The 19,210-nt window shown below is 71.8% G+C and carries 16 protein-coding genes; 6 read left to right on the top strand and 10 right to left on the bottom strand.

Annotated features, from left to right (window positions below; all coding sequences use genetic code 11):
• The first annotated feature begins 240 nt into the window (after positions 1-240).
• Both ACIHCL_RS25875 and ACIHCL_RS25880 read left to right on the top strand, forming a co-directional pair.
• Complete coding sequence (locus tag ACIHCL_RS25875; protein WP_399865266.1) at positions 241-765, top strand: DUF1990 family protein; 525 nt, start codon at positions 241-243, stop codon at positions 763-765.
• A 134-nt stretch (positions 766-899) separates the two neighbouring features.
• Positions 900-2,336, top strand: coding sequence for a lipase maturation factor family protein (locus tag ACIHCL_RS25880; protein ID WP_399865267.1), 1,437 nt, complete (start codon positions 900-902; stop codon positions 2,334-2,336).
• 177 nt (positions 2,337-2,513) lie between these two features.
• On the opposite strand, the gene ACIHCL_RS25885 is transcribed toward ACIHCL_RS25880, so the two are convergent.
• Positions 2,514-2,690 (bottom strand): hypothetical protein, encoded by a 177-nt coding sequence (locus tag ACIHCL_RS25885; protein ID WP_399865269.1) that lies wholly within the window; start codon positions 2,688-2,690, stop codon positions 2,514-2,516.
• 337 nt (positions 2,691-3,027) lie between these two features.
• Positions 3,028-4,512, bottom strand: a complete 1,485-nt coding sequence (locus tag ACIHCL_RS25890) for an SDR family NAD(P)-dependent oxidoreductase (protein WP_399865272.1) — start codon at positions 4,510-4,512, stop codon at positions 3,028-3,030.
• Between the two features lie 548 nt (positions 4,513-5,060).
• Between ACIHCL_RS25890 and ACIHCL_RS25895 the strand changes: the two genes are divergently transcribed.
• Positions 5,061-5,537 (top strand): ATP-binding protein, encoded by a 477-nt coding sequence (locus ACIHCL_RS25895; RefSeq protein WP_399865273.1) that lies wholly within the window; start codon positions 5,061-5,063, stop codon positions 5,535-5,537.
• A gap of 162 nt (positions 5,538-5,699) precedes the next feature.
• Here ACIHCL_RS25895 and ACIHCL_RS25900 read toward each other — a convergent pair whose 3' ends face one another.
• Positions 5,700-6,383, bottom strand: coding sequence for a (2Fe-2S)-binding protein (locus ACIHCL_RS25900; RefSeq protein WP_399865276.1), 684 nt, complete (start codon positions 6,381-6,383; stop codon positions 5,700-5,702).
• Between the two features lie 424 nt (positions 6,384-6,807).
• Entirely contained in the window at positions 6,808-8,337 is a 1,530-nt protein-coding gene (locus tag ACIHCL_RS25905) for a transglycosylase family protein (RefSeq protein ID WP_399865277.1), read from the bottom strand.
• 468 nt (positions 8,338-8,805) lie between these two features.
• Here ACIHCL_RS25905 and gndA point away from each other — a divergent pair, with 468 nt between their 5' ends.
• The 3 genes from gndA to ACIHCL_RS25920 all read left to right on the top strand — a co-directional run bounded on the left by gndA (position 8,806) and on the right by ACIHCL_RS25920 (position 12,640).
• Positions 8,806-10,248: an NADP-dependent phosphogluconate dehydrogenase gene (gndA, locus tag ACIHCL_RS25910; RefSeq protein WP_399865279.1), complete on the top strand. Its 1,443-nt coding sequence runs from the start codon at positions 8,806-8,808 to the stop codon at positions 10,246-10,248.
• 506 nt (positions 10,249-10,754) lie between these two features.
• Positions 10,755-11,843 (top strand): Dyp-type peroxidase, encoded by a 1,089-nt coding sequence (locus tag ACIHCL_RS25915; protein ID WP_399865280.1) that lies wholly within the window; start codon positions 10,755-10,757, stop codon positions 11,841-11,843.
• Positions 11,843-12,640: a family 1 encapsulin nanocompartment shell protein gene (locus ACIHCL_RS25920; protein WP_399865282.1), complete on the top strand. Its 798-nt coding sequence runs from the start codon at positions 11,843-11,845 to the stop codon at positions 12,638-12,640. The genes ACIHCL_RS25915 and ACIHCL_RS25920 overlap by 1 nt, the downstream gene beginning before the upstream one ends.
• A gap of 339 nt (positions 12,641-12,979) precedes the next feature.
• Here the strand turns inward: ACIHCL_RS25920 and ACIHCL_RS25925 are convergent, their stop codons facing one another.
• The 6 genes from ACIHCL_RS25925 to ACIHCL_RS25950 all read right to left on the bottom strand — a co-directional run bounded on the left by ACIHCL_RS25925 (position 12,980) and on the right by ACIHCL_RS25950 (position 18,850).
• Entirely contained in the window at positions 12,980-13,216 is a 237-nt protein-coding gene (locus ACIHCL_RS25925; protein ID WP_399865284.1) for a hypothetical protein, read from the bottom strand.
• 125 nt (positions 13,217-13,341) lie between these two features.
• Positions 13,342-13,968, bottom strand: coding sequence for an aspartate/glutamate racemase family protein (locus tag ACIHCL_RS25930; protein WP_399865286.1), 627 nt, complete (start codon positions 13,966-13,968; stop codon positions 13,342-13,344).
• Between the two features lie 66 nt (positions 13,969-14,034).
• Entirely contained in the window at positions 14,035-14,394 is a 360-nt protein-coding gene (locus ACIHCL_RS25935) for a GNAT family N-acetyltransferase (RefSeq protein ID WP_399865289.1), read from the bottom strand.
• Positions 14,395-14,423: 29 nt separating this feature from the next.
• Positions 14,424-14,855, bottom strand: a complete 432-nt coding sequence (gene panD, locus ACIHCL_RS25940) for an aspartate 1-decarboxylase (RefSeq protein WP_399865291.1) — start codon at positions 14,853-14,855, stop codon at positions 14,424-14,426.
• A gap of 461 nt (positions 14,856-15,316) precedes the next feature.
• Positions 15,317-17,215: a multicopper oxidase family protein gene (locus ACIHCL_RS25945; protein WP_399865292.1), complete on the bottom strand. Its 1,899-nt coding sequence runs from the start codon at positions 17,213-17,215 to the stop codon at positions 15,317-15,319.
• A gap of 357 nt (positions 17,216-17,572) precedes the next feature.
• Positions 17,573-18,850, bottom strand: coding sequence for an ATP-binding protein (locus ACIHCL_RS25950; RefSeq protein WP_399865295.1), 1,278 nt, complete (start codon positions 18,848-18,850; stop codon positions 17,573-17,575).
• Positions 18,851-19,210: the final 360 nt, after the last annotated feature.

The following is a 19,210-nucleotide window of genomic DNA, read 5'->3' on the forward strand; positions in this document are numbered from 1 at the left end:
CGCAAGCCGGGTCGGTCACGGCCGGGGAATCTCCCACCCCAGCCCCAGCTCAGCCCCCGCCAAGAACTCCCCCGCCACCACCAGGTCCGGCTCTCGACACGCTCGCGCCCGGGGCCCAGCGGCACCCCGCCCGGCTCCTCCTTGAAGGCGTTCACAAGAGATCGTAGAGTCACGCCCAAGGAACTTGAACACGTTCAAATCCGTTGCTCCGGATCCGTGTCCAGACGAAGGCAGGCCCGCATGAGCACGCTCACCTACGCCGAGGTCGGCGCCACCCGCCTCGGCCCGCTCCCCGACGGCTACCACCACCTCCACCACCGGGCCCTCGTGGGTCGCGGCCGGGCCGATTTCGAGGCGGCGGGGGCGGCGGTCACCGGCTGGGGCATGCACCGCCGCAGCGGAGCCCGGGTCAGCGCCTCGGTCGCCCGGGCCGAGCCCGGGGCGCGTGTCCGGGTCTCCCTGGGCATGGGCCCGCTCCGGTTCAACGCGCCCTGCCGGGTCGTCTGGACCGCGGACGAGCCGGAGCGCATGGGCTTCGGCTACGGGACGGAGGCCGGGCACCCGGAATGCGGCGAGGAGTGCTTCGTGGTGGATCTGGCGGACGACGGGACGGTGTGGTTCACCGTCATGGCGTTCAGCCGCCCGGCCGCGTGGTACGCCCGGCTCGCCGGGCCCCTGGTGCCGGTTGCGCAGCGGTGGTACGCCCGCAGGCTCGGTAGCACGCTGCGCCGCGTCGTCGCGGAGGGCCGGAGCGCGGCAGGCTGAAGTCCCGCGGCGGGACCGGTCTCGGGCCGCCGGGGCAGGCCGCCCCGAGCGGCTGCCGGGCGAAAACCGCCCGAAGGGCCGTGCCGTGCCCGGTTGAAGGGCCGAGAGGCGCACTCGGGCCGATACTGGAGGTGATGCAGTGGTTCACCGCGGACGGGTACTGGCTCAGTCGGCTGATCTTCCAGCGGGCCCTGGCCGGTGTCTACCTGTTCGCCTTCCTCGCCGCCGCGCTCCAGTTCAGGGCGCTGATCGGTGAGCGCGGCATGATGCCCGCACCCGTTTTCCTTCGGCGCACGGACTGGCGCGAGACGCCCGGACTGTTCCGGCTCCACTACTCCGACCGCTTCTTCGCCTTCGTTTCTTGGACGGGCTGCGCGCTCGCCGCCGCCCTGCTCGCGGGTGTGGACTCACTAGTTCCGCTCTGGGCGGCGATGGTGCTCTGGGCGCTGCCGTGGGCGCTGTATCTGTCGATCGTCCAGATCGGCCAGACCTGGTACGCCTTCGGCTGGGAGTCGTTGCTGCTGGAGACGGGCTTCCTCGCCGTGTTCCTGGGCAACGCCGGCACGGCACCGCCGGTACTGGTCCTGTGGCTGCTGCGCTGGGTGCTGTTCCGGGTGGAGTTCGGCGCCGGGCTGATCAAGATCCGGGGCGACGCATGCTGGCGCAAGCTGACATGCCTGTACTACCACCACGAGACACAGCCGATGCCGGGCCCGCTGAGCTGGTTCTTCCACCGGCTGCCGAAGCCCCTCCACCGGGCCGAGGTGGCGGCGAACCATGTCACCCAGCTCCTCGTGCCGGTGCTCCTCTTCACCCCGCAGCCGGTGGCGAGCGCCGCTGCGGGGCTGATGGTCCTCACCCAGCTGTGGCTGGTGGCCTCGGGGAACTTCGCCTGGCTGAACTGGCTGACGATCACGCTGGCCCTGTCCGCCGTCGACTGGTCCCTGTTCACCGAACCGCCCGCCGTGGCCGCTCCGGCTCTCTGGTACGAGATCGTCGTCATCGCCGTCACCGCGCTGGTGCTGTTCCTCAGCTACCGTCCGGCGCGCAATCTGGTCTCCCGCCGCCAGGTGATGAACTGCTCGTTCGATCCGCTGCATCTGGTCAACACCTACGGCGCGTTCGGCAGCGTCAGCCGGGTCCGCCTGGAGGTCGCGGTCGAGGGCACGGACGAGAAGACGCTCCACGAAGGAACGGTCTGGCGGGAGTACGGCTTCCGCGGCAAGCCGGGCGATCCGCGGCGGCTGCCCCGCCAGTTCGCCCCGTACCATCTGCGGCTCGACTGGCTGATGTGGTTCGCGGCGCTCTCCCCCGCCTACGCGGGCCCCTGGTTCGGGCCGTTCGTGGAACGGCTGCTGGAGAACGACCGGGACACTCTGCGGCTCCTGCGCCACAACCCGTTCCCGGACGCCCCGCCCGTCCACGTCCGCGCCCGGCTGTACCGCTACCGGTTCACGACCTGGCGCGAGCTGCGGGCCACCGGACGGTGGTGGCACAGAACGTTCGTCCGCGACTTCATGCCGCCCGTGTCCCTCGGCCCCGCCGGGCTCGGGCGGACCGGCCGGCTCTGAGCAGCCGGGCACGGCTCCCGACCCGGGTACGGCACCACCGGCCGATACGCCGGGTGCCGGGGAACGCGACAGGCACCAAAACGCCATGCGGGTGACGGTGACCGGGCCGCCACCTCCGGACGGGTCCGCGCCCGCACGCCGGGGCTCCGGGGCCGGCTGCCCGGCAGCGCGGAGCGGTCAGTCGATGCCCTGCAGGATGTGCGGCTCGGCGAGGTCGTCCTCGTAGCCGGCCAGCCTGATCGGTGCGGACCTGGCCCAGACCTCGATGTTCCGGAGCTTCTCGGGCCGCTGCGCCCGTTCTCCGTACCGTTCGGCCGGTCGCTTCTCTTGCTTCGTCAGCTCTGATGTCGTCACCGCGCACTCCTTCGTGTCGCGTAAACCCGGGGCGCCGCCGACTTCCCAGCCTCGTTTCCGGGAGTCGACCACCCGAGAGGGGCAGGGAACGTTACGGATCGGTCGCGGTGGCGCCGTATGCGGGGGCGGGACGGCGGCTCGGTTGACGAGCCCGCCCCAGGACGGTCGGCGAGAACTTTGTGGACTCCCCGATGACGCCCGTTCCCCTCAGAGTAACCAAATGAGCACGTCCACGCTCGATGGATCATGTGTCATGGGTCACTTTCAGCCAATCGTTGCAGAAAGACCCGGCCAGGAGCGAGGTCCCGGCCGGGTCCAAGGCCTCCGGTGGCCCCGGTTACCAGTTGGCGGGCTCGTAGTCCTTGAGGAAGCACCCGTACAGGTCCTCGCCCTCCTCGCCACGCACGATCGGGTCGTAGACCCGGGCGGCGCCGTCGACCAGGTCGAGCGGGGCGTGGAAGCCCTCCTGCGCGAGGCGGATCTTGTCGGGGTGCGGGCGCTCGTCGGTGATCCAGCCGGTGTCGACGGCGGTCATCAGGATGCCGTCCTTCTGGAACATCTCCTGGGCGCTGGTCCGCGTGAGCATGTTCAGCGCGGCCTTGGCCATGTTGGTGTGCGGGTGGCCCGCACCCTTGTAGCCGCGGCCGAAGACGCCCTCCATGGCGGAGACGTTGACCACGTAGGCGCGCTTGGCCGCGGTCGCCGCCATGGCCGGGCGGAGCCGGCTGATGAGGATGAACGGCGCGGTGGAGTTGCAGAGTTGGACTTCCAGCAGCTCGATCGGCTCGACCTCGTCGACCGTCTGGACCCAGCTGTTGCTGTCGTGCAGGTCGGGCACGAGACCGCCCGCGTCGATCGCCCGGCCCGCGGCGATCCGCTCCAGCGAGGCGGATCCGGAGACCAGGGCGAGTTCGGTGACGTCCTGCGCGGACAGACCGTCCCGGCGTGCGGCCGGGAGGGCCGCGACACGGTCGACGGAACCGCTGCCGAAGGTGCCGATCACCTCGGAGGCGGGCAGCTCGCCCGCCGGGAGCGGGGCGGACTCGGCGCCGACCAGTTCGCTGTACGCGTTGGCCGAACGGCGCACGGTCTGCGCCGCGTTGTTGATCAGGATGTCCAGCGGCCCCTCCGCCGCGACGGAGTCGGCCAGCGCGACGACCTGCGCGGGGTCGCGCAGGTCTATCCCGACGATCTTCAGCCGGTGGATCCACTCGTCGCTGTCCGGCATCGCCTTGAAGCGGCGGATGGCGTCATTGGGGAAACGGGTGGTGATGGTGGTGTGCGCGCCGTCGCGCAGCAGCCGCAGCCCGATGTACATGCCGATCTTGGCGCGGCCGCCGGTGAGGAGCGCGCGCCGTCCGGTGAGGTCGGTGCGAGCGTCACGCCGGGCCCGGTTCTTCTTGGCACAGGGCTGGCACAGCTGGTGGTAGAACGCGTCGACCTCGACGTACCGGGCCTTGCAGATGTAGCAGGACCGGGGGCGCTGGAGGACCCCGGCGATCTCGGACGCGGCGGTGGACGAGGGCAGGATGCCGTTGGTCTCGTCGTCGATGCGGTCGGCCGAACCGGTCGCGGTGGCCTCGGTGACGGCCTTGTCGTGCGCGGTCTTGGCGGCGCGCCGCTCCTGGCGGCGACGCTGCTTCACGGTCCGGTAGATCCCCGCCGTGGCTCGGCGCACGACGATGGCGTCGGGGTGGTCGACCTCGATCGACTCGAGCTCTTCCAGCACGCTCAGGCAGACGGCCAGCCGCTCCGGGTCGATGCCGGGACCGAACTCCTCACGGCCGGAAGCGAGCTCCGGGCCGTCCTCTGTCACCGTCACTGCCATTCCTCTGTCACTCGTGGCGGAGACCGCCGCGCCTGCTCCTACCGGGCGAAACACCCGGGTCAAGTCTGCCATGCACCGGATGCTGCTCCGTTCGCGTGATCCCGCCGATCCCGCGCGCGTGGCCCGGGGGCCCCGGTCGGCGCGCGCGAGGACCCGAGCCGCTCCCCGGGCGCAGTTGCGACCGTCTGCGCCGGGCAACGGTCAGGGCCCTGTCGTCCAGGCCGGTCCGCTCCCGTCCCGGCCCCGTCCCGAGCCGGGCGTGCCCCGGTTTCCGTCCCTGTTCCGCCCCGCTCCGCCCCCGTGGTTCCGGCATGAACGGGTCACATATGCTTCCCTCCGATGCGACCGGGTCGAGGCCCGGACGTATCGGCCGCGGAAGCCGCACGCCCGCCACGCCGTCGAGGAGTTCCACCCCCGGCGGGGAGCACGCCGGGCCCGGGGAGAAGCGGTCCGGCACCTTCCGGAGTGAGACCGTTCGTCGCGGGTAGGCGGAGGTCGACAAGGCATCACCGAACACCCCTGCGTCGCCCTGGCTGGAGCACATGAACGAACAGGTCACCGCACGGCCGGCCGACCCTCCTCGCCCGGACCGTCCCGTCGAGGTTCCGTACAGCCCCACCGAGGTCCTCCACAGCGCCGAGGTGTTCGACGGCGAGCCAGGCTGCATCGCGCGGGCCCGCGCCCTGGCCGACGGATTCCTGGCCCGGCTGGCGGCCGAATGGCTCGCGGTGTTCGGCGAGCGCACCCGCGGCGATCTGATGCTGGCCGTCAGCGAGCTGGTCACCAACGCGGATCGCTATACGCAGGGGCCCTATCTGCTGGAGCTGGAGGGGACCGCGGAGCGCGTCAGCGTCACGGTCTACGACAGCAGCACGGCGCTCCCGCGGTTCTTCTCGCCCGACCCGGCGCGCCCCGGCGGCCACGGCATGGAGATCGTCGTGGCGCTGTGCGACCGGCTGACCGCCGAGCGCGTGCCGGTGGGCAAGCGCATCCGCGCCGAGTTCGAGCTCAGCAGCTGAGCTGTGGGGCGGGCGGGACGCGTTCGCCCCACGACCATGCCCACTCCGTTCGTCCGGGCATCGATCGGGTCGGACGCGTCGGACATGACAGCGCGTCAGCTGCCTCGGGCCTGTCAGATCTGCCAGGTGCTTCAGGGTGTCGTGTCAGAGGTGCCAGGTGTTTCAGGTGGCTTCGAAGACGCAGTCCCCGCACAGTCCTCCGGCGGGGCAGCGGTAGTAGAGGCAGCAACTGCGGCGCCGGAACGCGGTGCCGTGCGGGGCTCCGGTGTTCCGCAGGTCCGGGTGGTCGAAGAGCTCGGCGGTCAGCGCCCGGGCCCGCGCTGCCGCGTCCGGGCGGTCGTTCACCCGGGCCCAGTCGACGAGTTGACGCAGGGCCCCCGCCAGCGCCGAGCCCGCGTTTCCCCACAGCAGCCGGTCCGACAGCGGGCCGTCGCGGTGGATCGCCTCGGCCAGCGGCACGAGATGGCCGCGCTGCACCACGTGCCGGATCCGGTCGGCGGTGGCGGGCAGCGTCCGGGTGGTGCTCAGCCACAGGTCGTCGGGGCTGCTCGCCCGCGGGTCCCAGTACAGGGCATCGGGCGGCAGGTCGGGGAAGCGGCCGGTCAGCGCCGCCGGGCCGAGCGTGATCGACCAGAGTCGGGCCGCGAGCCCCAACTGCGCGATGGAGGCCGCGACCCTGCGTTCACGCGTCCGGTGGCGAGCGGCGACCAGGTCGATACGAGCGGTCAGCGCCGCCGTCTCCCCCGCGTACAGCGGGGCCAGCGGCCGGTGCGCGCCCTCGGGCGGCGCGGTGGTGCGCAGGGCGAAGAACCCGCCCAGGGGGACCGCCGTCGACTCGTCCGTCACCGCGTGCTTCCCCCTTCACCGCCGGTTGTTCGTTCATGGCCGCCATGGGCAAGCCCTGGGCCGTCGCGCGGCCTGTGCCTGCCGTGGCCGAAGTCCACGGTACCGCCCGGGAGCCGCGCCCCCTCGGGCCGATGTCCGGAGGTGCTGTGCGGGAAGGACGGTCGGCGCAAGAGGGACACCGGCGCCACGCCCGTACGACCGGAGCAGTGCACGTCATCGCCGGCTCCGGTACGACGTCGCGGCGGCTCCGGGAGACGGGGCGGTGCGCATGAGTGCCCCGCGCTGTCCGCGCTCCTGCCGTCGGCTTCGGTGGCCATCTGCGCGGCCGGGACGCTCGTCCAGCAGTACGTGGCCGAGGCCGGGGACGACCGGAACGGTCGGCGACGCGGGACGCCCCGGTCCGACACCGTCGGACCGGGGTTGGTCAGACGCCGGCGCCGCCCGCTCTGAGATAGGCCAGCGGATCGATGTCCGAGCCGTAGCCGGGACCGGTACGGATCTCGAAGTGCAGGTGCGGACCGGTGACGTTGCCGGTGGAACCCGAGCGCGCGATCCGCTGTCCCGCCGAGACGTCCCGCCCCTCGCGCACATGGACCGCGGACAGATGCGCGTACTGGCTGTACTTGCCGTCGGCATGCCGGATGACGACCTGGTATCCGTACGCACCCGCCCAGCCCGCCGAGACCACGGTGCCGGAGCCGATCGCCCTCACCGATGTCCCGGTCGGGACGGGGAAGTCGACACCGGTGTGGTAGCCGCTGGCCCAGGCGCCTGCCCGGTGGTACGGGGTGCCGACGCCCGCCGCCACGGGGGCGACGAGGCCCGGGCGCTTCTCGGCGCGTGCCGGGTGGCGCGCCTCGGTCTTTCGCGGCTGCGGCTGCGGCTTCGGCTTCGCGGCCGGGCGCGGTGGCTTCGCCGTCTCGTGCCGCTCCACGGTCCGGCGCTGCGGCTCGGCGGCCCGGCTCCGGGCCGCTGCGGCCCGTTCCGTGGAAGCGCCGGCCCGGTCCGTGGACGCGTGGGTCCGGTCCGTGGACGCGTCGGTCCGTTCACGTGCCTCCGCGGCCTGCTTCCGCGGCTCGGCGGGCCGTGGCTGGGACTTTGCCGCCCGCGCCTGCGGCGGTACGGACCGCTCATGGGGCTTCGCCTCCTGGCGCTGCGGCTTCGCCCTGGCGTGCGTTTCGGCCGCCGCCTTCGCCTCCGCGTTCGCCTTCGGCACAGGCTTCGGCTTCGCCGCCGGGCTTGCGCCCGTGCCCGTTCGCGGCGCCGGGGCCGCGTCGAGAATCAGCCGCTGGCCGGGGAAGATGAGATCCGGGTCGTCGCCCACGACATCACGGTTGCCCGCGTAGAGACGCTGCCAGCCGCCCGCGACGCGCTCGCTCTCCGCGATCGCGGAGAGCGAGTCGCCACGGGCCACGGTGTACGACTCGCGCTGGCCGGGCACGGTGGTCGGCGTGGTCGGCGCGGAGGTCCGCTGCGCCGGGCGCTTCGGTTCCCCCGACTTCCCAGGAGCCTGTGCGCGAGCGCCGCCCACATGACTGCTCCGCTCCGACTGCGGGGCGATGTCGGGGCTCTTCCCGTCCGTGGTCAGCCCGGCCCGGGTCGAGCAGCGCGGCCAGGCGCCCGGCCCCTGCCCTTCGAGCACCTTCTCGGCGATGGCGATCTGCTCGTTCCTGGTGGCCAGGTCGGCGCGCGGGGCGTAGACCGTGCCGCCGTAGGCCGCCCAGGTCGACCGGGAGAACTGCAGCCCGCCGAAGTAGCCGTTGCCGCTGTTGATGTGCCAGTCGCCGGTGGCCTCGCAGGCGGCCACCTTCTCCCAGACATCCGGCGACGCGGCACCCGCCGGGGCGGCCGCGAGGAGCGGCAGCGCGAGACCCGCGCCACCGGCGGTGACGGTGAGCGAGGCACGGTTCAGCCGACTGGGCCGATATCTGCGGTGCCGTCCGTTCGCGGCCATGTTGTGGCTCCCCCACTGGCAGTAGGACACGTCGCAAGCGCCCAACTTATGTGCAGGCAAAGGTAGATGACAAGAGTGCCCGGAACGCCCCACCCGCCACTGCCGGTTGGTGGTGCCACACCCGTTCCGGGCGCGGACCGAGCGACCCTCCCGTCCCACCACGTCATCGAACAACCCGCGCCGAGCCGATGGAAACCACCGGGTGCGCAGCCGCCACCCCCCACTCGTTCGGTTGTGAGAACCGCACGTCCCGTCCGCCATCCCCACCGCAGCGCCCCGTCTTCTCCGTGCTGTGGCCGGGAAGGGCTGTCGCGAGCCGGTGCAACGTTCGGCCACGGCACCGGCCGCTGCAGGCATTTACCCAAATGCAGAGGAAGACCCGGACGGCCCACATCGAACGGGCCCTTCCGTCGCCCCGCGCCCATACTGGGAAGCCGGGTTCCCGACACGGATTGCTGGAGCACACTGATGAGCGGTACCGCGCAGATCGGCGTCACGGGGCTCGCGGTCATGGGCCGCAACCTCGCTCGCAACTTCGCCCGCAACGGCTTCCAGGTCGCGGTGCACAACCGGACGACTTCGAGGACGGAAGCCCTGGTCGAGGAGTTCGGCGACGAGGGTTCCTTCGTCGCCGCGCGTACGCCGCAGGAGTTCGTCGCGGCGCTGGAGCGTCCACGCCGGGTGTTCATCATGGTGAAGGCCGGCGATCCGACGGACGCCGTGATCCAGGAGTTCGCCCCGCTCCTCGAAGAAGGCGACGTCATCATCGACGGCGGCAACGCACACTTCGAGGACACCCGCCGCCGGGAAAGGCAACTGCGCGAGCGCGGCATCCACTTCGTGGGCGTCGGCATCTCCGGCGGTGAGGAGGGCGCGCTGCACGGACCGAGCATCATGCCGGGCGGCTCTGCGCGGTCCTACGAGTCGCTGGGGCCGATGCTGGAGAAGATCGCGGCGAAGGCACCCGACGGCAGCCCCTGCACCACCCACATCGGCCCCGACGGCGCGGGGCACTTCGTGAAGATGGTCCACAACGGCATCGAGTACGCCGACATGCAACTGATCGGGGAGGCGTACGAGCTGCTGCGCAGGGTGGCCGGCTACTCCCCCGCGCAGATCGCCGAGACGTTCCGCCGCTGGAACACCGGCCGTCTCGACTCCTATCTGATCGAGATCACCGCGGAGGTCCTCGCCCACACCGACGCGGTCACCGGAAGACCGTTCGTCGACATCGTGCAGGACCGAGCGGAGCAGAAGGGCACCGGCCGCTGGACGGTGCAGATCGCACTCGACCTCGGGGTTCCCGTCTCCGGGATCGCGGAGGCCGTCTTCGCCCGCTCGCTGTCCGGCCACACGGATCTGCGCGAGGCGGCGAGGGACCTGACCGGCCCGTCCGCCGCACCGCTCGACGAGGCGGCGGCCGCCGAATTCGCCGACCGGGTGGAGCAGGCCCTGTACGCGTCCAAGATCGTCTCGTACACGCAGGGTTTCCACCAGATCAGGGTGGGCAGCGAGACGTACGACTGGAACATCGGCCTCGGCGCGGTCGCGGGCATCTGGCGGGCCGGGTGCATCATCCGGGCCGCGTTCCTGGACCGGATCCGGGCGGCGTACGACGCCCGCCCCGACCTGCTGAGCCTGCTCTCCGACGAGCGGTTCGCCCAGGAGATCGGCGCGGCGCAGGGCGACTGGCGCTCGGTCGTCGCCGAGGCGGTCCGGCAGGGCGTGCCGACACCCGGGTTCGCCGCCGCGCTGGCGTACTACGACGGGCTGCGCGCGGACCGGCTGCCCGCCGCACTGACCCAGGGGCAGCGCGACTTCTTCGGTGCCCACACATACCGGCGCACGGACCGCCCGGGCTCCTTCCACACGCTCTGGAGCCAAGACCGGTCGGAGGTCGCGGCGGGCTGACTGGGAGCTCCCGCCCCACGGGCCGCTGCGACAACTCCGCACAACGACGCCCCGGGCCGCGCGGCGACGGTGCCCGACGGGGCGCCACACGATCCGACGCGACCGCTCCGTGCGACACACCGACACACGATGCGGCCGCTCCGTAAGACGGCTGTCCTGTACCGCGGCTGTCCTGTACGACGGCACGCCCGTCATGCGACGAGGGCGCGCCGCATGACGGCCGGGCGCTCCGGCGGGTGCGCCGTCACCCGTCCGGACGCCTCCGGGGTGCGGCACCGCCATGGGTGTGCGTAAGTGGCAGCGGACGACTCCGTGCGCACGGGTCCGAAGCCCCGCGCCCACGCGTCCCGTGAAGCCGGAACCTCATCCGCCGGAGGCACCCCGTATCCGCTCGTACGCCCGCGCCCGTAGCGGGCCGAAGCGCCACCGCCACGTCCACCGCCCGCCCTCCGTGCCGGCACCCGCTCCGGCGCGGCGGGAGCCGACCGCCCCGCCTGGAGCCCCGCATGCCCGATGCCCCGCCGGACCCCGCCGCCCAGCCCGTCGTCGCACCGCTGAGCAGCGCCGCCCTGATCCTGGTCGCCACGGTGGAACCGGGTGGTGAGGCCGTGGTGCGCGAGGTGCTGCCGGATCTTCCGGCGATCGCCCGCTCAATCGGGTTCCGGTTCCCCGATGCCCGGCTGGCCACCGTGACCGGTTTCGGCTCCGATGTCTGGGACCGGCTGTTCGCGGGGCCTCGGCCCGCCGGACTCCACCCGTTCCGGGAGCTGCGTGGTGCCCGGCACCACGCGCCCGCCACTCCGGGGGACCTGTTGTTCCACGTCCGGGCCGAGCGGATGGACGTGTGCTACGAGTGGGCGTCGCAGTTGCTCGACCGGCTCCGTCCGGCGGTGGGCGTGGTCGACGAGACCCAGGGGTTCCGCTACTTCGACCACCGGGATCTGCTCGGTTTCGTCGACGGCACCGAGAACCCGGTCGGCGCGGACGCCCGGTCGGCGGCCCTGGTCGGCGCCGAGGACCCCGACTTCGCCGGCGGAAGCTATGTGGTCGTGCAGAAGTACGTGCACGACCTGGCGGCCTGGAACAGGCTGAGCACCGAGGAGCAGGAGCGGGTCATCGGCCGTACCAAGTTCTCCGACGTCGAACTCCCCGACGAGGTCAAGCCCGCCGACTCGCACGTCGCCCTCAACACGATCACCGAACCGGACGGCACCTCCCGCGAGATCCTCCGCGCCAACATGCCGTTCGGCAGCTTCGGGCAAGGCGAGTTCGGTACGTACTTCATCGGGTACGCCGCGGACCCGGACGTGACCGAACGCATGCTCCGCAACATGTTCCTGGGCGATCCGCCCGGCGTGCACGACCGCATCCTCGACTTCTCGACGGCGGTGACCGGCACTCTGTTCTACGCCCCGGCCGCCGGGTTCTTCGACTCCCCGCCGCCGTCGCCCACGGCCGCCGCGACCGCGCACGGCGCACCGTCCGAAACGGTGCCCCGGCCGGTGCCCGCGCCGACGCACGCACAGGACCCGGCCGCGGTCCGGCCGGACGACGGATCGCTGCACATCGGCAGCCTGCAGGAAAGCGCCCAGTGATGAACAACCTCCACCGCGAACTCGCCCCCGTCACGGAAGCCGCCTGGGCCCAGATCGAGGAAGAGGCCCGGCGCACCTTCAGCCGCCATGTGGCGGGCCGTCGCGTCGTCGACGTCACCGAACCGGCCGGCCCGGAGCTGGCGGCCGTCGGCAGCGGTCATCTGCGCGAGATCGATCCGCCGACACCCGATGTGATCGCGCGGGTCCGTACCTCGATGCCCGTCATCGAGTGGCGGGTGCCGTTCACCGTGACCCGGGCGGCCGTGGACGACGTCGAGCGCGGTTCCGACGACAGCGACTGGCAGCCCGTCAAGGAAGCGGCCCGCACCTGCGCGTTCGCCGAGGACATGGCGATCATCGACGGGTACGCGTCGGGCGGCATCACCGGGCTGCGAGACGGCTCCTCGCACAGCCCGCTGGCTCTGCCGGCCGACGCCCGCGACTATCCGACCACCGTGAGCCAGGCACTGACCCAGCTCCGCCTGGCCGGTGTCGACGGTCCGTACCGGCTGCTGCTCGGCGCCGACGCCTTCACCGAGGCGACCGAGACCTCCGACCACGGGTATCCGGTGGCCACCCATCTGGCCCGGCTGCTCGACGACCGGATCCTGTGGGCACCCGCCGTCAAGGGCGGTGCGCTGCTGTCGACCCGCGGCGGCGACTTCGAGCTGCGCCTGGGCCAGGACCTCTCGATCGGCTACCAGGGCCACGACGCGACGGGCATCCGGCTCTATTTCCACCAGTCGTTCGTCTTCCGGATGCTGACCCCGGAGGCCGTGGTACCGATCATCGCCTGACGTGCCGGGCCGGGGGCCGGAACCAGCCGGCCCGGCCGTCGACGCGTTCGCGCAAACGGCCCGCCGCCGTGCGGAGCGGGCCGGTGCGGATCCGGGGGCCGCCGCGACTCGTACAGATCCGGGGCCGGGAGAGCGGCGCGCGGACCGGCCCCATGAGACACCGGACCGGGCTCGCACCAGGACGGCCATGGCTGCGGCCGGTCCGAGACCACCGCACACAGGTACGGGACACAGCCCGGACCGGGGCGGCGGTGGACACGCACCGGACCGGGTCCGCACAACCGGCCGTCGCGCTCCGGGCACCGGACGTCGGAACCCCTGATGGCCGGTGGCCGGGCATCACCCGGCGGTGGTCAGCCCGGCGGGCGCGGCGACGGCTCCGGTTCCGGCACGGGCTCGGGGTTCGGCGCGGGTGGCTGCGGGATCGGGTCGGGTGACGGGCCGGGCGGTACGGGCCCGGGCGGCGGCGGTGGCGGCTGCGGAGCCGGCGGCGGCTCGGGCATCGGCCCGGGGGTGGGCGCCGGTGGTACGGGGTCGGGGTACGGATTGGTCATCGCGGGTCTCCGAGCGGTTCATGGCGGTCTGCTTCCACCGTCCCTCGGAGCGGCCACCCGCGCCCGGTGAGCCCCTGCGTAAGGGTTCCGAATGACCCGTCCGGGTCGGCACCGGACACGGCGTGGCGATGTCCTGGCCTCGATGGTTCAGCACCCGGCGGCGGCTGCGGCGGCCAGGCCCGACCGGGGGCTGGACAGCACCGGGATCCGGGTGGTCGCGCGGGCGGCGGCGTCCGCCATGGACGCCTGTGCCAACACGATCACGTCGGCGTCCGCAACCGCGTCGGCCGCTGCCGCGACAAGATCCAGAAAGCCGGTGCGGTCACCGGCCGTGAAACGCTCCCAGGCTCCCGCCACCAGGACGGAACGCACGTCCACGCCCCGCTCCCCCGCTTCCTCGGCGAGCAGTCCGAGGGTCGGGGCCAGGGTCGCGGCCAGCGCGGCGAGCACCACCACCCGCCCCTCCCGCACGGCGGCCGCCGCCATCGGCCGGTCGACCCGCAGCACCGGAACGCCGACCCGCGCCGCAGCCGACTCGGCGACCCCGCCGATCGTCGAACAGGTGCAGAGCACGGCCGAGGCGCCCACGGCGACGGCATCCGAGAGCAGCCGATGTATCTCGTCCGACACCTCCTCGGGCCCGGACTCCCGAGCCCTGATCAGCAGGTCCTCGTGCACGAGATGGCGCAGGACGAGCCCGGGATGGTCCGCGTCGCGGAGGGCGTCGAAGACCGGGACATGGACCGGGGAGGTGTGCAGGAGCGCGAGCGTCACCTGCCGGACGGTACGGCCCCGCGCAAGGGGCCGGCAACCGTCGCGGACCGGTGACCGATGGGCCGACTACAGCTCGGGGTGCGCCTGGAGCTGCTCCTTCGCCCGCTCGACGAGTTCGGCCGACGGAACGGGCGCCAGGTCGGGGTGGCGCAGCGCCCACTTCGCCGCGTACGAGCAGAGCGGGACGACCGGAACCTCTTCCCTGGCCGCCATGACATAGAACTCCTGCACGAGGGCGCCGGCGACGCCCTTGCCCTCGTGGCCGGATTCGACGGCGGTGTGCACGGCGACGAGCGCGGCCGGCTCTCCGTCCATCACGAAGTACGCGATGACTCCGGTGGCTTCGCCGTTCTCGTACGCGAGCAGCTTCCCGCTCGCACGGTCGTCGCGGATCTCGATGTCGGCCCGGCTGGTTCGTTCTGCCACGGCGGACTCTCCCTCGGTGGTGGGACGATTCACGCTCGGCGCCGCGCGGGGACCGCGTGCGGACTCCGCTCGGTGGCGGCACCCGGCACGGGCTCGGAGGCATCGGCGCCGAGCCCGACGATACGGTTGCCCGCGTCGACATGCACGATGCGCGGGGTCAACGCACGCGCCTCGGCGTCGTCGACCTGCGCGTAGCTGATGAGAATGACCAGGTCACCGGGGTGTACCAGGTGCGCGGCGGCGCCGTTGACGCCGATGACACCGGAGCCGCGTTCCCCCTCGATGACGTACGTCTCCAGCCGGGCGCCGTTGTCGATGTCGACGATGTGCACCAGCTCGCCGGGAAGCAAGTCCGCGGCCTCCATCAGGTCGGCATCGATGGTGACGGAACCGACGTAGTGCAGGTCGGCGTGGGTCACAGTGGCCCGGTGAATCTTGGACTTGAACATGGTACGCATCATCGAGGTACTCCCGGTTCAGGCTCCCTGCCTGCGTTTTTGCAGGTCAAGGGCAGTGTCCCTACCTTACAACGAGTCCCGTGCCCGGGCAGCGGCGTTCCCCAGGATTTCCAGGACTCATGCTGACCACTCACCAACCTTTCTGACGCATCATCAGGCGATTGCAGGAGAGTTTCGCCCGCCCTTGCCGACGGGTCCACGGTCGACGACCGTAGTTGATGACTATTCGGCTCGGTGGCCTTCGTCGGTCAGCCTCCGGCGGCGATGGCCCGGGGATCGGACCGACCGAACCGGGCTGGGATCGGTGGAAGGACGATCGGGCGACGATGACGATGAAGCACGTGCCCTGGGGTGTCGGGTGCGTCGGGTGCGTCGGGTGCGTCGGGTGCGTCGGGTGCGTCGGGTGCGTCGCGAGTGTGCTCGCGTGATCCCCGGCATCGCCCGGAGCAGCGAAACCGCCGCCGTCATCCGACCGTGAGGGGGCGCATCATCTCGTTGTCCTCGTGTTCCAGCATGTGACAGTGCCAGACGTACCGGCCCGGCCGGTCGAACGTCGCTTTCAGCCGTGTGACGGCGCCGGGGTGCGCGACCACGGTGTCCTTGAAGCCCCTCTCCCACGCTTCGGGGGGTTGCGCGGGACGACCAGCCATCCGTCGGCCGAGGACCTGGAACTGCACCTCGTGGATATGGATCGGGTGGGCGTCCGTCGTGAAGTTGTGGATCTCCCAGATCTCGGTCGCCCCCAGCGCCGGATTCTCGGTGACGGGGTCGTGCCAGTGCATCGGCACGGCGGCGCCCTTCGCGTCCAGGGTGCCGAGCAGCATCTCCCGGGAAGCGACATGCGGCAGCGTGGCCGAACTCTGCTCGCTGAGGGAGACCTGCCGGACTCGGCCCGCCTCTCCCAGCGGTTCGAACGGCGGCAGCGTCAACTGTGCGGGAGGTACGGTCGTGTCCCGCGTCGTGAGGGTTCCTGTCTCGAACTTCATGATCTGCCCGGTGGTGGCCGGGTCCGCCGGGGAGAAGTCCGTCCCCGCCTTCCCGCCCTGGAACGCCTTGTCGGGCCCCTCGTTGACGAGATACAGCTCCGTTCCGGCCGGAACGGAGGTGAAGTCGACGATGACATCGGCGCGTTCGGCGGGGGCGATGAGCAGTTGGCCGAGTTGGACCGGCGACGGGAGGAAGCCGCCTTCGCTGCCGATCTGCCAGAACGGGAGGGCCGAGGGCGCGGGCCTGCGCGCGAGTGGGTGGGTGACGATCTTCAGGATCAGGTAGCGCGCATTGCACCCGTTGAGGATCCGGAAACGGTATCGGCGGGGCTCGATCCGGAGGAACGGCCAGGTCCTCCCGTTGGTCACCATCGTGTTGCCGAAGAACTCCGGGTTCCAGATCGGGGAAATGTCGCTGTGCGGGATGTACGGTCCGCCGAATCCGTCGAAGGCACTGCGTCCGGACGGGTAGGAGAGGCTGCCGTCGGCATGGAACGAACGGTCCTGGATGACGACGGGTATCTCGTAGTACTTCTGCCCGGGCGGATCGCCTGGCCGGGGGGCCGGTCCGGGCAGCACCCCCTCGGGAAGGTCCGCGTGGCCCCCTCGCAGGAGGTAGAACCCGGCCAGCCCCGCATAGACGTTCAGGCGTGTGATGCCCATGGCGTGATCGTGGAACCAGAAGGTCGAGGCCCGCTCCGCATTGGCGTACTGGAACACGGCTTCGCCCCGGTTCCAGACCTCTCCGTAGCGTTCTTCGAACTTTTCCTTGAACTCCTCGTAGAAGGAACCGACTTCGGTATATCCGGCAGGAAGGTCGAGCGCGTCGGGAAGGTACCAGGCTTCGGTGTACCCGTCGCTCTCCTCCCTGTTCTTTCCGCCGTGCAGATGCGTCACGATCGGCACCGGGCCGGTGTACGGTCCGGGCGTCGAGCGGAACGTGGGACGCGCGTCCCGGCCCCGGGTTCCGCCCGGAGGGTTCGCCCAGTGCAGTGTGGGGTCGACCGGCAGCAGGTGCGGCAGATACCGGCCGTCACGGCCCCGCAACTGGTTCTGCCACCTGACCCGCACGGGCGTTCCCGACCGGGCCTCGATGGTGAAAGCGGGGTAGTGGAAGGAACCGGGATGCCCGGTGGAGCCGTATCCCCACACGGTTGTCGCGGGCAGGCCGGGCGGCAGCACCTGCTGTTGGAACTGCCGCACACCGATGGTGTAGTGGTCGACGGGAGCGCCTACCGCGCCGCGGACCGTCGGCATGGCGGGCGGGACGACGAGGGGTGCGACGTACTTGCCCACCTTCCGCGGGTCGAGGACGCTCCTGTCGGGCGCCACCCACAGCCGTGGTGGGGCGGTGGCGGCGGGAAGGAGCGCGACCATTCCGCCGACCGTTGTCTGAACGAACCTGCGTCTCGTGACCACCCGTATCCTCCGGTACTCGTCGGATCGGCTCCTTCACCGCCGCTTTCTCGGCCCGGCCCCGCGGCCCCCGAACCACCGGCTCGTGCCAGGCCACATCAGGCTGCCGCAGGCGGCCCGGACACGCGCTGCCGGAATACTCCGGGCGAAGGAACTTCCGGGCACCGTCAACGCCCTTCGGCAGGCTGTGAGGCTTGCCCCGCACGGCCTCGTCCCACCGATCGGGCCTCGGCGAGTGCATGCGGCGCGACTGGCCCGATGAAGTGACCACCGGGTCGTGCCGCGATCCGTCATCGGTGGCCCGACTCTCCGGCGGCCTCAGAACCGGCTGTGCTTCTCGATGTCTTCCGTGAACTCCTCGATCGCCCGTGCGGTGAGCGTGGGCCGTGTGTCGGCGATGGCGGCCAGGTAGTCCTCGGTGGTCGCCGGTCGGCCCTGACGGTGCACGACTTCCCGCTCGAACGCCGTCTGCGCTCCCTTGCGCGCCGCGAACTCGATGTCGGCCGGGGTGAACAACTCGCTGGCCGCCACCAGTTGGGCCAGGTCGACCCAGCCGTCCGCGTTCCCGAGATAGCGGGCCCAGATCGCCGCGCGGGCGGTCGGGTCGGGGGGCCCGATGGGGATGACGCAGTCGAACCGGCCGGGGCGCAGGAAGGCCGCGTCGAGGGAGCGCACCGAGTTGGTGGCACAGGCCAGCAGGCGGGAGTCCTGCTCGCGGAAGACGGGGATGAGTTTGAGCAGTTCGTTGGTCACCCCGTGGCCGGGATCGACCGCCTTTCCGGAGCGCGCGCCGGCGATTTCCTCGACCTCGTCGATGAAGAGCAGCACCGAGTCCAGTTCCGCCAGTTCCGCGAAGGTCTCCCGCAGTGCCGCGGCCAGCCCGTCGCCCGTGTCGGCCGCGAGCCGGGACGGGAAGAGCTCCACGAACGGCCAGCCGAGCCGTGAGGCGACCGATTTGGCGAAACTCGTCTTCCCGGTCCCGGGCGGGCCGAAGAGAATGATGGCCTTGGGCGGCACCACGCCGTAGCGGTCGGCCAGTGCCGGTTCCTCGAGCGGAAGCACCACACGGCGTTCGACGACCTGCTTCTCCCGGTCCATGCCGGCCATGGCGTCCCAGAGGTCCCCCGGCAGCATGCGCCCGCCCAACGCCGCCAGGACATCGGTGTTCGCGGCTCCGGGCGGTTCGATCTTCTCGTAGTAGGTCAGGTCGTCGCGGAGCCGGTATCCGGCGTTCTCCAGAGCCTTCGTCCCGGTGGCACCCGCGGGCAGCAGTGCGCTGACATGGCGGACGCCCTGTGCGTGCAGGCGCCGCTCCAACTCCGTGAGCAGTGCACTGCCGGCCCCTCGCTCACGCCAGTGGGAGGCCAGGGCGACGAGGAGGACCCATCCTCGTCCCCCGTGCGCCTGAGCCACGGCCATGCCCACGAGTTCGTCGCCGACCACCGCGACCACCGACGGCTGGCCGGCCTTGGCCGCGGCCATCACCTCGGACACCGGAAAGACCGGGTCCCGGCAGGCCGAACGGGACTGGTCCCAGACCTGGATCGCCTGGTCGAGATCGCCCTCGTGATAGTCGCGCAGATGCCAAGCGGGCATCGCCACCACCTCATCCGGCCCAGAGGTGCCATTGTCCCCTGCCCGGGCCGGGCCTGCTCATCGGCCGCGGATCCGGTGGCGCGGACGCCTACGGACCGGGTACAGGTCGTCACGGCGGGACTCGCCCGCGCGCCTCCCGCACCCCGGTCCGCCCGGCATGGAACGCTCGCACGCACGGCCGCACCGGGTGGCGTGCGGCCCCCGGCGGTGCCCTCGGCGGTGGTGGCGGCAGCCGCCGCGCCGACGGCCGGGGGGCGACGGCCCGCGTCTCGGGTGCGGGTGGAAGGGCGAGCGCCGCCTCCCGCCGCGTGGTGTCCCGGGCTCCGGGTGTCCCACTTCACCATCCGGATGCTGGACATG

The organism is Streptomyces sp. NPDC052042 (assembly GCF_044548345.1).
Lineage (GTDB): Bacteria > Actinomycetota > Actinomycetes > Streptomycetales > Streptomycetaceae > Streptomyces.

Bases quoted from the DNA above. Each gene is read 5' to 3' on its own strand.
- ACIHCL_RS25950 (WP_399865295.1), bottom strand. From the start codon at position 18,850: ATGCCCGCTTGGCATCTGCGCGACTATCACGAGGGCGATCTCGACCAG.
- ACIHCL_RS25915 (WP_399865280.1), top strand. From the start codon at position 10,755: ATGCCCGATGCCCCGCCGGACCCCGCCGCCCAGCCCGTCGTCGCACCG.
- ACIHCL_RS25875 (WP_399865266.1), top strand. From the start codon at position 241: ATGAGCACGCTCACCTACGCCGAGGTCGGCGCCACCCGCCTCGGCCCG.
- ACIHCL_RS25895 (WP_399865273.1), top strand. From the start codon at position 5,061: ATGAACGAACAGGTCACCGCACGGCCGGCCGACCCTCCTCGCCCGGAC.
- gndA (WP_399865279.1), top strand. From the start codon at position 8,806: ATGAGCGGTACCGCGCAGATCGGCGTCACGGGGCTCGCGGTCATGGGC.
- ACIHCL_RS25945 (WP_399865292.1), bottom strand. From the start codon at position 17,215: ATGGTCGCGCTCCTTCCCGCCGCCACCGCCCCACCACGGCTGTGGGTG.
- ACIHCL_RS25920 (WP_399865282.1), top strand. From the start codon at position 11,843: ATGAACAACCTCCACCGCGAACTCGCCCCCGTCACGGAAGCCGCCTGG.
- ACIHCL_RS25925 (WP_399865284.1), bottom strand. From the start codon at position 13,216: ATGAACCGCTCGGAGACCCGCGATGACCAATCCGTACCCCGACCCCGT.
- panD (WP_399865291.1), bottom strand. From the start codon at position 14,855: ATGATGCGTACCATGTTCAAGTCCAAGATTCACCGGGCCACTGTGACC.
- ACIHCL_RS25880 (WP_399865267.1), top strand. From the start codon at position 900: ATGCAGTGGTTCACCGCGGACGGGTACTGGCTCAGTCGGCTGATCTTC.
- ACIHCL_RS25905 (WP_399865277.1), bottom strand. From the start codon at position 8,337: ATGGCCGCGAACGGACGGCACCGCAGATATCGGCCCAGTCGGCTGAAC.